The organism is Streptomyces sp. NPDC102360 (genome assembly GCF_044766085.1).
Taxonomy (GTDB): domain Bacteria; phylum Actinomycetota; class Actinomycetes; order Streptomycetales; family Streptomycetaceae; genus Streptomyces.
The window spans coordinates 134,373-146,074 of sequence record NZ_JBIWLG010000010.1 but is presented as its reverse complement, the minus strand read 5'-3'; the positions used below and the strand labels follow the sequence as shown (position 1 = coordinate 146,074).

General features: G+C 69.8%; 17 protein-coding genes. 8 read left to right on the top strand and 9 right to left on the bottom strand.

The window, feature by feature from the left end; translation table 11 throughout:
- The first annotated feature begins 187 nt into the window (after positions 1-187).
- Positions 188-1,294 carry a C1 family peptidase gene (locus ACIRHA_RS32105; RefSeq protein WP_403853166.1) on the top strand — a complete coding sequence of 369 codons (1,107 nt, stop codon included), beginning with the start codon at positions 188-190 and terminating at the stop codon, positions 1,292-1,294.
- Between the two features lie 23 nt (positions 1,295-1,317).
- Positions 1,318-1,836, top strand: coding sequence for a hypothetical protein (locus ACIRHA_RS32100; RefSeq protein ID WP_403853164.1), 519 nt, complete (start codon positions 1,318-1,320; stop codon positions 1,834-1,836).
- Positions 1,837-1,920: 84 nt separating this feature from the next.
- On the opposite strand, the gene ACIRHA_RS32095 is transcribed toward ACIRHA_RS32100, so the two are convergent.
- Positions 1,921-2,229: a protease inhibitor I42 family protein gene (locus ACIRHA_RS32095; protein WP_403853162.1), complete on the bottom strand. Its 309-nt coding sequence runs from the start codon at positions 2,227-2,229 to the stop codon at positions 1,921-1,923.
- Positions 2,230-2,254: 25 nt separating this feature from the next.
- Entirely contained in the window at positions 2,255-2,395 is a 141-nt protein-coding gene (locus tag ACIRHA_RS32090; RefSeq protein WP_403853160.1) for a hypothetical protein, read from the bottom strand.
- On the opposite strand from ACIRHA_RS32090, the gene ACIRHA_RS32085 reads away from it, so the two are divergent.
- Positions 2,394-2,825 carry an OsmC family protein gene (locus ACIRHA_RS32085; RefSeq protein ID WP_403853158.1) on the top strand — a complete coding sequence of 144 codons (432 nt, stop codon included), beginning with the start codon at positions 2,394-2,396 and terminating at the stop codon, positions 2,823-2,825. The two genes, ACIRHA_RS32090 and ACIRHA_RS32085, sit on opposite strands and share 2 nt — an antisense overlap.
- A gap of 77 nt (positions 2,826-2,902) precedes the next feature.
- On the opposite strand, the gene ACIRHA_RS32080 is transcribed toward ACIRHA_RS32085, so the two are convergent.
- Positions 2,903-3,658, bottom strand: a complete 756-nt coding sequence (locus tag ACIRHA_RS32080) for an SDR family NAD(P)-dependent oxidoreductase (RefSeq protein ID WP_403853156.1) — start codon at positions 3,656-3,658, stop codon at positions 2,903-2,905.
- A 146-nt stretch (positions 3,659-3,804) separates the two neighbouring features.
- Here ACIRHA_RS32080 and ACIRHA_RS32075 point away from each other — a divergent pair, with 146 nt between their 5' ends.
- The 3 genes from ACIRHA_RS32075 (at position 3,805) to ACIRHA_RS32065 (ending at position 6,240) form a co-directional block, all read left to right on the top strand.
- Positions 3,805-4,440: a TetR/AcrR family transcriptional regulator gene (locus ACIRHA_RS32075; RefSeq protein ID WP_403853154.1), complete on the top strand. Its 636-nt coding sequence runs from the start codon at positions 3,805-3,807 to the stop codon at positions 4,438-4,440.
- 115 nt (positions 4,441-4,555) lie between these two features.
- On the top strand, positions 4,556-5,245 hold the full coding sequence (locus ACIRHA_RS32070; protein WP_403853152.1) for a helix-turn-helix domain-containing protein: 690 nt from the start codon (positions 4,556-4,558) through the stop codon (positions 5,243-5,245).
- A 101-nt stretch (positions 5,246-5,346) separates the two neighbouring features.
- Positions 5,347-6,240 carry a hypothetical protein gene (locus tag ACIRHA_RS32065; protein WP_403853150.1) on the top strand — a complete coding sequence of 298 codons (894 nt, stop codon included), beginning with the start codon at positions 5,347-5,349 and terminating at the stop codon, positions 6,238-6,240.
- A gap of 62 nt (positions 6,241-6,302) precedes the next feature.
- Here the strand turns inward: ACIRHA_RS32065 and ACIRHA_RS32060 are convergent, their stop codons facing one another.
- From ACIRHA_RS32060 to ACIRHA_RS32050, 3 genes are all read right to left on the bottom strand, one after another.
- Entirely contained in the window at positions 6,303-6,467 is a 165-nt protein-coding gene (locus ACIRHA_RS32060) for a hypothetical protein (protein ID WP_403853148.1), read from the bottom strand.
- A gap of 68 nt (positions 6,468-6,535) precedes the next feature.
- Complete coding sequence (locus tag ACIRHA_RS32055; protein ID WP_403853146.1) at positions 6,536-6,973, bottom strand: RNHCP domain-containing protein; 438 nt, start codon at positions 6,971-6,973, stop codon at positions 6,536-6,538.
- A 15-nt stretch (positions 6,974-6,988) separates the two neighbouring features.
- A complete protein-coding gene (locus tag ACIRHA_RS32050; RefSeq protein ID WP_403853144.1) occupies positions 6,989-7,372 on the bottom strand; it encodes an RNHCP domain-containing protein in 384 nt (127 codons plus the stop codon).
- Positions 7,373-7,834: 462 nt separating this feature from the next.
- Between ACIRHA_RS32050 and ACIRHA_RS32045 the strand changes: the two genes are divergently transcribed.
- Entirely contained in the window at positions 7,835-8,164 is a 330-nt protein-coding gene (locus tag ACIRHA_RS32045; protein ID WP_403853142.1) for a hypothetical protein, read from the top strand.
- On the opposite strand, the gene ACIRHA_RS32040 is transcribed toward ACIRHA_RS32045, so the two are convergent.
- Genes ACIRHA_RS32040 through ACIRHA_RS32030 form a run of 3 tightly spaced genes read right to left on the bottom strand, consistent with a single transcriptional unit; the run spans position 8,127 to position 10,649 of the window.
- On the bottom strand, positions 8,127-8,549 hold the full coding sequence (locus tag ACIRHA_RS32040) for a YybH family protein (RefSeq protein WP_403853140.1): 423 nt from the start codon (positions 8,547-8,549) through the stop codon (positions 8,127-8,129). The genes ACIRHA_RS32045 and ACIRHA_RS32040 overlap by 38 nt on opposite strands.
- 29 nt (positions 8,550-8,578) lie before the next feature.
- Positions 8,579-10,243, bottom strand: a complete 1,665-nt coding sequence (locus ACIRHA_RS32035; RefSeq protein ID WP_403853138.1) for a multicopper oxidase family protein — start codon at positions 10,241-10,243, stop codon at positions 8,579-8,581.
- On the bottom strand, positions 10,236-10,649 hold the full coding sequence (locus tag ACIRHA_RS32030; RefSeq protein WP_403853136.1) for a hypothetical protein: 414 nt from the start codon (positions 10,647-10,649) through the stop codon (positions 10,236-10,238). Before ACIRHA_RS32030 ends, ACIRHA_RS32035 begins: the two co-directional genes overlap by 8 nt.
- A gap of 106 nt (positions 10,650-10,755) precedes the next feature.
- Between ACIRHA_RS32030 and ACIRHA_RS32025 the strand changes: the two genes are divergently transcribed.
- Positions 10,756-11,643 carry a LysR family transcriptional regulator gene (locus ACIRHA_RS32025; protein WP_403853134.1) on the top strand — a complete coding sequence of 296 codons (888 nt, stop codon included), beginning with the start codon at positions 10,756-10,758 and terminating at the stop codon, positions 11,641-11,643.
- Positions 11,644-11,702 lie beyond the last annotated feature (59 nt).

Here is an 11,702-nt window from a genome sequence, read left to right as displayed (position 1 = left end):
CGCGTACGACGCTCCGTGACGTCAGGCCGCCGTGTCTGCGCGTGAAGCATTCCGGCTGCAATTCATGGGGGCACACCGGCGCCGTCGTATGTAGCCCGGTGTCTGAGAAATCCCCCCGACCTGTTTCGCCGTCCGTGCGCCGTCCGGCGTGCCCTCGGCATGCACCCCGCACGAAGGAGGGCTTCACATGCCTGCAAGCGAACCCCTGGATCTCGGTCAACTGAGGGAGGCTCTCGACCAGGCGGGCAATCCGTGGCAGATGGCCACGACCAGCATGACCATGCTCACCGAGGGACAGCGGCAAGTGCGGCTCGGTGTGCCCGTGGACGAGACCGAGCGCGCGGCCATCGAGGGCGCGCACCAGAGCAACGTCGCGGCCGCCGAGCAGGCGACCGCCGAGTCCGTCGGCGCCCCCGCCGCGTTCGACCTGCGCAACATCGGCGGGCTGAACTACACGACGCCGGTGAAGAACCAGGGCAACTGCGGCTCCTGCGTGGCCTTCGGCTCCGTCGCGACGATCGAGCACGTCACCCGCTACGGCTACGGGGCGCCCAATCTCCCGGTCGACCTCTCCGAGGCGCAGGCGTTCTACTGCTACGGCCGCGAGGCGGGCCGCAACTGCGCCAACGGCTGGTTCCCCGAGCCGCTGCACGACAAGGCCCGTGACTCGGGCATCACGATCGACGAGTACTTCCCGTACACGGCGGGCGACCAGGACTGTTCGAAGCTGAACGCGGACTGGACCAACCGTCTGGTGAAGGTGCGCTCCTGGGAGCAGGTGAACAACCCTGCCCTGATGAAGCAGAACATCGCCGCCTACGGTTCCATCACGGCCTGCTTCTACGTCTACCAGGACTTCTACAGCTATTCGAGCGGCGTCTACCGGCACACGACCGGCAACCTCCTCGGAGGTCACTGTGTCACCCTCGTCGGCTACGACGACGCGCAGTCCTGCTGGATCGCCAAGAACAGCTGGGGACCCGGCTGGGGCGAACAGGGCTTCTTCCGCATCGGCTACGGCGAGTGCGGCATCGAGAGCTGGCACAACGTCGCGGCCCTGGGCACCCTGATCCACAACTGGCTGCCCGACCAGCGCATCCTCGCGCTGTGGAGCAACGAGGCCGACGCCAACGTCTACGCGTACGCGGAACTGCGTGGCTGGCTGAGTCTCAACGGCTCGGTGGGCGCGACCGACGCGTCGATGCTCGCCGAACTCGCCGCGTCCAAGGCGAACGGTGCCAAGGTCGGCATCTACGAGGACAACGGCACCGCCCAGCAGATCTACGCCTGGTGACACCGGCGAAGGGAGAGACGGCCATGAGCCCTCAGCAGAAGAGCCGGTCGGACAAACCGAGGCAAGAGGCACCCAGCACACAGGACGTCCGTTCCTCGGCCGCGCAGGACGAGGCCGGGCGGCCGGCGCTGCTGCCTCCGGGCGTGGATGTCGGCCAGACCGGCATCGCGATCACCGAGCCGGGCAAGCCGGCCGGCGACGCGATGGTCCAGCGGTTCGAGCAGTCGGCGGCCGGTGAGGCCCGGCCGACCCTGACGCCCGAACTCCAGGGAAATCTCCAGGCGTTCGGAGCGGCGCAGGCCGCCACCGCCATCACCGGGACCTGGACGCAGAACGCGGTGGTCGACGCCATGTGGAGCATCAACCAGACCCGCAACGTCTGGGTGCACATCAAGGGCGGGGCCTGGAAGAAGATCTACAACGCAAGCGACTGGTCGTTCACGGCACTCACGACCCTGGCCGCCCAGTCCCGGCAGACGGGGAAGCCCATCTCGTTCCGCGAGGAGCCGGACGGCATGGTCCACGAGATCTACCTCTGGTAGCGCGATCCGAATCGAGTAGCACATCCCTCGTACGGCAAGGGAGAGGGCCACGTCCGGCCGGGTCGGACGTGGCCCTCTCCCGCGTCACTCCACCGTCACCCGCAGGGCGTACTCCTCGGCCACGTCGTCGCTCCACGGCTGCTTCAGGTGCAGCGTCAGGTGCCCGTCCCCGGCCTTGGTCGGTCGCAGCCGCAGAACCCGGGTGCCGCCCGCGCCGGGCACGAGCGCGTCGGGCGGCAGAAAGTCGCTGCCTGCCACCTCCAGGCCTCCACCAATGTCCCGGACCTGCCACTGATGTCCGGATGTGCCGTTCTCGGGAAGCCGCACGACGACTTCGTCGCCGCGCCGCACCGTGACCTCGCTGTCGTCCGCCGACAGGTGAACTTCACCCATGGGACGCACCTCCCGGGTGTCGGTCCTACCGGTGTACCTCCTGTCCGGGGTCGACGGCCAGAGGGCGCGGAGGCTCAGGCTCCGAGATGACCGTGTGGTCGCCGACGGTGCAGCCGCCGCGGGTCTCGTCCCACTCCTGGTCGACCGACACTACTGTCGGCGCCATGACTGACAACGCGTTGCGCTCCGTGTCCATCGAACGTGCCGGTCCGGCTCGGTTCACCGCGACCAATGCCCGTGGGGGCACGCTGACCTTCGGCACCGGCTCGGAGGCGGACTTCACTCCGGTCGAGCTCTTCCTCGCCGCGCTCGGCGGCTGCACCGCGGTCGACGTGGAGGTCGCCACGACCCGGCATGCCGAGCCGACCGCGTTCACCGTCACGGCATCCGGCGACAAGGTCGAGGACGAGGGCGGCAACCGGATGACGGACCTCGCCGTCACCTTCCACGTCACGTTCCCCGACGGACCGGAGGGAGAGCGGCCCCGCGCGATCCTGCCGCGGGCCGTGAAGAACTCGCACGACCGCCTGTGCACGGTGAGCCGCACTGTGGAGGCGGGTACACCGGTCACCGCGACCGTTTCACCGGATGCCTGACCCCGGCCAGGGCGGGAGGGTGCGAGGCCGAGGGCCACGAGATCCTGCGCCCGTTTCGATTCGGCCGTCGCCCGGCGTCACAGGAGGGCGCCGCCGGAGACCTCGATGCGTTGGGCGGTGACCCAGCGCAGCCCCTCGGAGGCCAGCGTGGCGATGGCGTCGCCGATCTCCTCGGGTTCGCCGACGCGGCCGAGCGCGGTCTGTCCGGCCAGGACCTGGCGCATCGCGGCGTCGTCCCGCATCGCCCCGCCGTTGAAGTCGGTGGCGGTCGGCCCGGGTGCGATGGAGTTGACCCGGATGCCGCGAGGCCCGAGTTCCGCGGCGAGGGTGCGGCTCAGGGCTTCGACGGCGGCCTTCGAGGCGGAGTAGGCCGAGGTGGCGGGGCTGGTGTGGCGGGTCAGTGACGTCGAGACGTTGATGACCTGGCCGCCCTGGGCCAGCAGCGGCACGAGCGACTGGATGAGGAAGAACGTGCCCCGGACGTTCGTGCCCATCACCGTGTCGAAGTCGTCGGTCGTGACGGTCTCCAGCGGGCCGAAGACTCCCACTCCCGCGTTGTTGACCAGGATGTCGAGCCGCGAAGTACCCCAGCGCTCCAGCTGCGCGCCCAGTTCTGAGGCGAAGGACGCGAAGGAGGAGACGTCGCTGATGTCGAGCCGGAGAACAGCGGCAGTCCCACCCGCGGCCCGCACCTGCTCCGCCGTCTCCTCGGCCCCGGCCGCATCGCCGCGGTGGGTGACCACGACCCGCACCCCGCGTGTGGCCAGGGCGACGGCCGCGCTGCGCCCGAGGCCGCGATTCGCACCGGTCACCAAAGCGATCTTGTCTGCCATGAACGTCCTCCACCGTGCGACAACCAGGATGTGCCCAGGTGCCACAGTTCCGAGGCGAGTCACTCGACTCGCCTTACTGGTGCACCGTAAGCGGACCCCCGAGGCGAGTCAAGTGACTCGCCTCGGGACTGCGGCATACTCTCCGCATGGCAGCAGAACTCACCGCGCATCACCGCAGGCTCGCCCAGCAGAAGCGCGAGGCGATCACCTCCGCGGCCACAGAGCTGTTCTTGGACCGTGGCTACGACGGCACCTCCCTCGCACGGATCGCCGAAGCGGCCGGGGTCTCGAAGTCCACCCTGTTCAAGCAGTTCCCCACCAAGGCGGCCCTCTTCGAGGCCATCGTCACCGAGTCCTGGGAGCGCGACGCCGGCGATACCGCCGCGCGGCCCCGGGCGGGAGATCTGCGCTCCGGGCTGACAGCCATCGGCCACCGCTACGCCGACCTGATCGGCCGGCCCCGCATGGCAGGCTTGTTCCGGATCGTCATCGCCGAACTGCCTCGTTTCCCCGAGCTGGGACGGATGCAGTTCCAGCTCGGAAAACTGCCCTACTTCGCCTCCGTCCAGCGCTACTTGGAATCCGAGCATGTGGCGGGCAACGCCGATGTGCCCGACGCCGAGAGCGCCGCGAATCAGTTCCTCGGCATGATCGCCAATTACGTCCTGTGGCCCCGCATGCTGCTGACCGGCTGGAACCCCGCAAGCTCCGACATCCGCAACGCCGTCGAAGAGGCTGTCGAGACGATGCTCGCCAGATACGCCCCCGGACCTCCGGCCTGACCCGAAGCCGGATCGTCGATACCTGTCGGTAGACGACGGCGGGCCCAAGGGGGCGGCGCAGCCTCGGTGTGCACGACACCTGCGGCGTAGAATTCCGACAAGTCCACGGGAGGCGATGAGTACGAGCAGTTACAGGGCCAGGCGTGGTCTTCGTACCGGAGCGGTGCTGTGGCGGGTCGAGGCCGACCCCGGGGACATGCGCATCCTGCCCGACGGAGTCATGGACCTGATGTGGTCCGAGGACCGCTTCCTGCTCGCCGGTGCCGACACCACCGTGATGGTCTCCTCGTCGGAGAGTGGCGGGGTGACCTGGGGTCTGAGGCTGGCGCCGGGCACGGCGTACGCGTTGCTGGGCGTACCTGCGCGTGAGCTGACCGACCAGCGCTTCGAACTGAGCGAGCTGATCGAGGTGCCGGGGAAGGTCGTCGATACCGCACATGGCGATCCTGCCGCCGCGCTGGAGCACCTCTTCGTCACGCTCTGGGGGCAGGCGGCGCCCGACCGTTCCGCCCTGCGTCGTGCGGCGTCGTTGGACCGGGCCGCAAGAGCCGGTCTGAGCGTGTCCGACATCGCCGACCAGCACGGCCTCCCGGAGCGGAGTCTGCGTCGTGTCTGCGACACGGTGTTCGGGTACGGCCCGAAGACGCTCGCGTCGATCCACCGTTTCCAGTACGCACTTCACCTCGCCCGGTCCGGTACGCCGCTCGGTGAGGCCTCCGCGATGGCCGGTTACGTCGATCAGTCCCATCTGAACCGCGACGCCCGGCGTCTGGCCGGAGCCACGCCCGGTGAACTCGTGGCCTGACCATGCCGACCGCGCGGCCGGGATACGTCGGCCACGCGCGGCGGTCCGGCTGGCCGATTCGTCCAAGACCGGCACGCCGTGCGCGTGACAGCGTGGAACGCATGAGTATCGATATCGGCCGGGCGGCTTCGTTCCTGGCATCTCACGGACGTGTCCTGGACCGACGTCGCTTCGCACTGCTCACCAGTGAGGCGAATCCCGCGAACCGGGAGGCGGTGCTCGCCGCCGTGGAGGGCCACCGCAACCGCGACGGCGGGTACGGGTGGGGCATCGAACCCGACCTGCGCGCGCCCGAGAGTCAGCCGGCCGGCGCCCTGCACGCGCTGCAAGCGATCGGTGAAGCCGCCACCGGGGCGGCGCCCGCGACGGTCGGGCTCTTCGACTGGCTCGACTCGGTGACCCTGCCCGACGGGGGCCTGCCCTTCGCGCTGCCGGTCGCGAACCCGGCGGCCTGCGCGCCGTTCTGGGTCGAGACCGATTCCGAAGCGTCGTCGTTGCAGATCACCGCCGCGGTCGCCGCTCAGGCCCATCGCGTCGCCCGGTCCGATGACCGGGCGAGGGAGCATCCCTGGCTGGCGCGGGTGACCCGCTACTGCTTCGATGCGATCGACCAGTTGGACGAGGCTCCGTTCGCCTACGTCCTGTCGTTCGCCCTCCAGTTCCTCGACGCCACGGCTGACACCTACCCCGAGGCCCGCGAACTGCTGCGGAGCCTCCACCGGTACGTGCCGGCCGACGGCGCCGTTCCCGTCGTGGGAGGCGCCGAAGGGGAGACCCTGCACCTCCTCGACTTCGCGTCGGAACCCGGCCGCCCGGTCCGTTCCCTGGTGGACGACGACGCCGTCGCCCACGACCTGGACCGTCTGGAGGCCGGACAGCAGGCCGACGGCGGCTGGGCCGTGGACTTCCCCAGCTACTCCGAGGCCGCAGCGCTCGAATGGCGCGGCTACGTCACCGTCTCCGCCGTGGCGACGCTCCGCGCCAACGGCCGGTAACCGGTAACTGGTAACCGGTAAGCGGGAGGCGGCAATTGGCCCGGCCGGCGGGGTGGCCGGGATCAGCCGGTCGCGGCGTCGTCGACCTTGAAGTCCATGTTGACCTTGTCGCCGTCGACCGACTTCGCGGTGACCGGCATGCCCAACTTCGCGCCACCGTCGGTGAGTTCGCAGCGAACGGTCGCGCCCACCCCGGCCTTGAGGTTCCGGCCACCATCTTTCCCCACGACGTCTTCCCGACGGCCGTGACGTCGCGCACGGGCGGCGTCACGGCCGTGCCCGGCCCGGACCTCCCTCACCACATCAGCAACGTGTGGTTCGCCGCTCGGCTCGTGGTGCGCAGTGGCAGGACCGCGAGACGCATCAGGACGAGGGCGTTGTCGTCGCCCGCGACGCGGTTGGTGGAGAGTTCGCCGCACGAGAGGCACTCGTGGACGATCAGCCACTCGCCGTCCGGGCGGCAGGACACCGTCAGGGCGTCCATCCGGCCCCGGCAGTCCGACGCGCGGTCGCCGGGGATCCGGGCGTCCACGTGCAGGCTGGTCAGGCAGTTCGGGCAGTGGTTGCGGTGACCGCTGCCCGGGGCGTCCAGGGACACGTCCAACCGGCAGCCGGCGCAGCGGAAGTCACGGCTGCGGTGGCCGTCGCGCTGGTCGTGGAGGACGTCCTTGTCGCGCTGGCGGCGCTGCCGGGAGGTGGGGCCGCCGGTCGACATCCGATTACGGCGCGGCATGCCGGGCCTCCCCGCTCACAGTGTGCCGAACGTTTCGAGAGGGAAGGGCGGTTGGGCCAGCGGCCGTACCGCCATCCGCATCAGCACCAGCTGGTTGTCGTCCGGGCTCACAGGGTTCGAGGTGAGCTCGTCGCACCGTACGCAGCGGTGGACGACCCTCCAGTCGCCGGTCCGCAGGACGGCGATGGCGATCGGGGACATCCGGCCGTGGCACTCGGTGCGACCGCCCTGAACGTGGTCCAGGACGTGGCGCGAGTGCAGACACGAAGGGCAGTGGTTACGACTGCGTCCGTCCGGATCGGCGGTGGTTACGGTGAGACCGCACCAGGCGCAGACGAACGTACTGATCTTGAGGGTGGGGCTGGGGCTGGGGCGGGAGTTGGGGGTGTGCTCGGACACCTGTGCTCCTTGCTGGGAAGGTGGTCATCGACAGCAAGAGCAGGCCGAGCGGCCTCGACAGATGGTTCGGTCGGTTATCCGCGGCGTGTACGTGCAGTACGTGCAGTACGTGCAGTACGTGCACGTACGAAACGTGGACGCGGTACGTCGCGGTGAGGCGCGCTCGGCGCGGTCCGGGTCATCAAGACACCCTCTCGGTGGGCACGGGCCCGGTGGTTCGGCCGCACGGGCAGGGGCGCCGGTGCGGGGGAAAGCAGCGGAGCAAGCGTAGGCAGGCCGGCGGGGCGTATGCGAGCGAATATTTGCGCGCGCGGCGGAGAATCCGTCGACGTAACGGCGCGCCCGGATGTCCAAGTACTCGTCGGTGATGTCCATGCAAGGACGGCGGCGCGAGCGTCCCCAAGGGCAGGAGTCCGTTTCCTCTCCGCTCCCTGGAGGGCGGAGCGTCCACGAAGGAACCAGATGAATCGCACGCTCGCCGCCGAGGCCGTGGAGGTCCTCGTCGTCCTCGCGGGACTGCTGCTCTGGCCGATGATCCAGGTCGGGATCCTGTCGCTGCAGGACTACGAGGTGAAGTTCGGCGGCGGCGTCGCCACCTTCACGGGCTTCGACCACTACGTCGAACTGCTCAGCGGCGATCTGCTCTGGAAGACGGTGCTGCCCAACACCGCGTTCTTCGCGGTGGCCTGTGTCGGCCTGACGGTGGTGCTCGGCACCGCGGTCGCTCTGCTCCTCAGGGCCGACAGGCCCCCTGTCAGGGTTCGAGGTCGGTCACTCCCTGGCCGCTCGTGATGTCGAACGGGACGGAGATCTGGTCGTGCGTGATCAGCCAGGTGCCGGCGATTTCCCGGAAGCAGAATGTGCCTCGGACCCACATTCCGTCCGTCGAGGTCCCGCCTTTCAAGGTGCCGGAGAGCCGGGCGAAGCAGTGCCCGAACGCCACACCCTCGCCCACGGTGAGCTTCAGGCCGCGCACCTCATAGGTCACTTCCTCGAAGATCGCGAACACCTTCGCCCAGTTCTTCAGCTTCGCGTCGATCCCTACGTGCTGGAGTGGCGGCTCGACGTCGAAGGAGACGACGTCCGTGGTGTAGAGCTGCTTCAAGCCCGCCATGTCTTTGTCTCGGATGCCTTCGGCCAGCTTGGCGATGTGGTTTCGGAGTTCGGTTTCGCTCATTTCTCCTGGTTCCCTTCATTCGTTGTGGGTCAGACGACCTCAAGGTTGGCCATCATTCCCATGTCCTCGTGTTCGGCGTTGTGGCAGTGGAAGAGGTAGCGGCCGCGATAGCCGTCGAAGCGGGTGATGATCTCCGCCGATTCCCCGGGGCGCAGCGAGACGGTGTCCTTCAGCCCCGCGTCGTGCGGCAGCGGCGCCCGGCCGCCGCGGGAGAGCACCTGGAAGCCGACCAGGTGAAGATGGACCGGGTGGTGGACGTCGGCGACCAGCCGCCAGACCTCCACCGCGCCGAGCCGGGTGCGGACGTCCGTACGCGCGGGGTCGAAGGCCTTTCCGCCGATGAGCCAGCCCCTGCCGTGTTCCATCCGCCCGGCGAGGAAGGAGAATTCGCGGACCGCGCTCGCCTGTGAGCGGCGCCAGCGGGGCAGGTCGTCGGCGAGCTTCGCGGGGATGCGGCTGTCGTCCCGGCGGGCGCGGCGCGTCACGCGGAAGGCCATCACCTCGCGGGTACGGCCGGAGCCGAGGCGATTGATCAGGCGCACCCGGGTGCCTGGTCGTACGCGGTCGAAGTCGATGAGCACGTCGTAGCGTTCGGCCGGCGCGATCGGCAGTTCGGTGTGCCTGACGGGCGCGGCGAGCAGGCCCTGGTCGGCGCCGATCTGCACGAGGTCGAGGCGGCGGCCGTCGTCGGTGACCGCCTGCAGCTCGTAGTGCCGGGCGTTGGAGCCGTTGAGCAGCCGCAGCCGGTAGCGGGCCGCTTCGACCTCATGTACCGGCCAGGGTGCGCCGTTGACCAGGATGACGTCACCGAGCACGCCTGCGGCGTACCGCCCGGTCACGCCGGGGCGGTCGAGCAGCTCGGGGTCGAGAGACGGGTAGTGCAGCGAGCCGTCGGCGGCGAAAGCCCGGTCGGCGATCAGCAGCGGCAGTTCGCGCTCGCCGCGCGGCAGGGGGAGGGCGTCCTCGATGTCGTCACGGATCAGGTGCATCCCGGCCAGGCCGCGCCAGATCGCGGGGGCGGTGAAGTCCATGCGGTGGTCGTGGTACCAGAGCATGGTGGCGCGCTGGTCGGTCGGGAAGGTGTACTCGCGGGTGAGCCGGCTGGTCGCCGCGCGGGGGTCGGACATCTGGTGCCCGCCACTGTGTTGACCATGGTGCTCGTGCTGCCCATGTTGCCCGTGCTGCCCATGTTGCCCGTGCTGCCCGTGTGCCGCCGGGTCCGGCCAGCCGGCCGGGAGGACGAGGTCGGTGGGGTAGCCGTCGGAGGCGGCCGGGGTGTGCCCGCCGTGCAGATGGACCACGGTCGGGACCGGCAGTTCGTTGCGGTGCCGCACGGTCACGGCCCGCCCGCGGCGGGTTTCGATGGTCGGTCCCGGGAAGCTCCCGTCGTACGTCCACAGCGTCGTGGTCACCCCCGGAAGGATCTCCGCGGCCGCTCGGTGCTGGGTGATCTCGTATCGGTCCATGCCCTTGGTGGTGGAGACGGGTTTGAGGACGGGCGGGATCGGCAGCGGCACGGTGTACGGCTTCGGCAGCGGCACCTCGCTGTGCAGCTGATTGCCGGTGCGCTCCGGTCGGTTGGCCATCGTGCCGGCCAGGGTCAGGCCACCCGCCGTGGCCAGCCCGAGCGCGCCGCCGAAGCCCAGTGCGCGGCGCCGGGTCCACTGCCCGGACGGCTGCTCAGGCTCAGGCATGGGCCGGCTCCTGTCGCATCCAGAGTGCGGCGGACAGCACGGCCAGTCCCGCAATGATCATTACACCCAGGGGGATGTGCACCCACAGCAGGCCTTCCATACCCGCCAGGTACTGCCCCGACTCGGCCACGACCAGCAGCATCGACACCGCGAACGGCCACCAGCGGCGCATCCGCCGGGAGGTGAAGCTGCCGACGAGGGCCTGCCCGATGCCCAGGGAGAAGACGATGTCGGCGCCGCGGGCGTGCCAGTCGAGGCCGCCGATGTCCCCGCTCAGGTAGGCGCCCGCGAAGGCGGGCTGCCCGAAGGCCGCGACGGCGTGCACCGTCACCGCGAACCGGAACAGCCGGCCGTGAACGAGGCTGCGTCGCGGGGCTGTTGACGGTTTCTCCAGTGTCGTGGTCATGCCCTCAACGGTCATGCCTCACTTGGTATTACGTCAAAGACAAGTATTGCTATCCTGCTATGTCTTTGGTGTTATGCCTTTGGCGCTATGAGGGAGGTGGACGGGGATGGACCTGCACGCACTCCAGCAGTTCCTGGTCGTCGCGCGGCTTGAGCACCTCAGCCGGGCGGCCACTGAACTGCGCGTGGCGCAGCCGTCGTTGAGCCGTACCATCGGCCGCCTCGAGGCCGAGCTCGGCGCGCCCCTGTTCGACCGGGGTGGCCGACTGCGGCTGAACGAGTCCGGGCGGGTCTTCCGGGCACACGTCGAGCGGGCCCTCGGTGAGCTGGACGCCGGCCGCCGCGCCGCGGCGGAAGCGGCGCACGACGGCGTCGGCGGAGTACGCCTCGCCGCGGAGACGTTCCTGACCGTCACGGGCCCGCTGGCCGCCTATCGTGCCGCCCACCCGGACGTCGACATCGAGCTCCACCAACTGTCGGCCGCGGACATGCACCGCGCCCTGCTGGCCCGCGAGGTCGACCTGTGCGTCGCGTCGCAGCCGATCCCCGGCGATGGCCTGGACAGCTCCCAACTGATGGACGAACAGGTCTGGCTGGCCGTGCCACCCGGGCACCGGCTCGCCGCCCGCGACTCCGTCGCCGTGCCGGAACTGCGCGACGAACCGTTTGTGATCTCCCGGTCCGGCCACTGGCAACGCCGCCTGCTCGACCTGCTCTTCAACCGCCACAGCCTGAGCCCGCGGATTGTCTGCGAGGGCGACGAACCGGCCGCCACCGCCATGCTGGTCAGCGCCGGCATCGGCCTCACCCTGCTCCCGGCGGTGGCCCTCAGCGCGAGCGTCAGCGCGCCGATCGCCTGCGCCGCCGTCGATGACCCCGGCTGCCGCCGCACCCTCACGCTGCACCGGGTCGCGGACAGCCGGCAGTCGACCGCCACCCGGCTGCTGCACCACACGCTCACCACCTGGCCGTGGGGCGCGAGCTCACAAACGTGAACGCCGTATCGTCATCTCGGCGAGGACCGGAAACCCGAGCCACCTCCGTCGCACCAGCG

What these genes read in the sequence shown, in the direction of transcription:
- ACIRHA_RS32105 (WP_403853166.1), top strand. Translation starts at nt 188, where the DNA reads ATGCCTGCAAGCGAACCCCTGGATCTCGGTCAACTGAGGGAGGCTCTC.
- ACIRHA_RS32100 (WP_403853164.1), top strand. Translation starts at nt 1,318, where the DNA reads ATGAGCCCTCAGCAGAAGAGCCGGTCGGACAAACCGAGGCAAGAGGCA.
- ACIRHA_RS32095 (WP_403853162.1), bottom strand. Translation starts at nt 2,229, where the DNA reads ATGGGTGAAGTTCACCTGTCGGCGGACGACAGCGAGGTCACGGTGCGG.
- ACIRHA_RS32085 (WP_403853158.1), top strand. Translation starts at nt 2,394, where the DNA reads ATGACTGACAACGCGTTGCGCTCCGTGTCCATCGAACGTGCCGGTCCG.
- ACIRHA_RS32090 (WP_403853160.1), bottom strand. Translation starts at nt 2,395, where the DNA reads ATGGCGCCGACAGTAGTGTCGGTCGACCAGGAGTGGGACGAGACCCGC.
- ACIRHA_RS32080 (WP_403853156.1), bottom strand. Translation starts at nt 3,658, where the DNA reads ATGGCAGACAAGATCGCTTTGGTGACCGGTGCGAATCGCGGCCTCGGG.
- ACIRHA_RS32075 (WP_403853154.1), top strand. Translation starts at nt 3,805, where the DNA reads ATGGCAGCAGAACTCACCGCGCATCACCGCAGGCTCGCCCAGCAGAAG.
- ACIRHA_RS32070 (WP_403853152.1), top strand. Translation starts at nt 4,556, where the DNA reads ATGAGTACGAGCAGTTACAGGGCCAGGCGTGGTCTTCGTACCGGAGCG.
- ACIRHA_RS32065 (WP_403853150.1), top strand. Translation starts at nt 5,347, where the DNA reads ATGAGTATCGATATCGGCCGGGCGGCTTCGTTCCTGGCATCTCACGGA.
- ACIRHA_RS32055 (WP_403853146.1), bottom strand. Translation starts at nt 6,973, where the DNA reads ATGCCGCGCCGTAATCGGATGTCGACCGGCGGCCCCACCTCCCGGCAG.
- ACIRHA_RS32045 (WP_403853142.1), top strand. Translation starts at nt 7,835, where the DNA reads ATGAATCGCACGCTCGCCGCCGAGGCCGTGGAGGTCCTCGTCGTCCTC.
- ACIRHA_RS32040 (WP_403853140.1), bottom strand. Translation starts at nt 8,549, where the DNA reads ATGAGCGAAACCGAACTCCGAAACCACATCGCCAAGCTGGCCGAAGGC.
- ACIRHA_RS32035 (WP_403853138.1), bottom strand. Translation starts at nt 10,243, where the DNA reads ATGCCTGAGCCTGAGCAGCCGTCCGGGCAGTGGACCCGGCGCCGCGCA.
- ACIRHA_RS32030 (WP_403853136.1), bottom strand. Translation starts at nt 10,649, where the DNA reads ATGACCACGACACTGGAGAAACCGTCAACAGCCCCGCGACGCAGCCTC.
- ACIRHA_RS32025 (WP_403853134.1), top strand. Translation starts at nt 10,756, where the DNA reads ATGGACCTGCACGCACTCCAGCAGTTCCTGGTCGTCGCGCGGCTTGAG.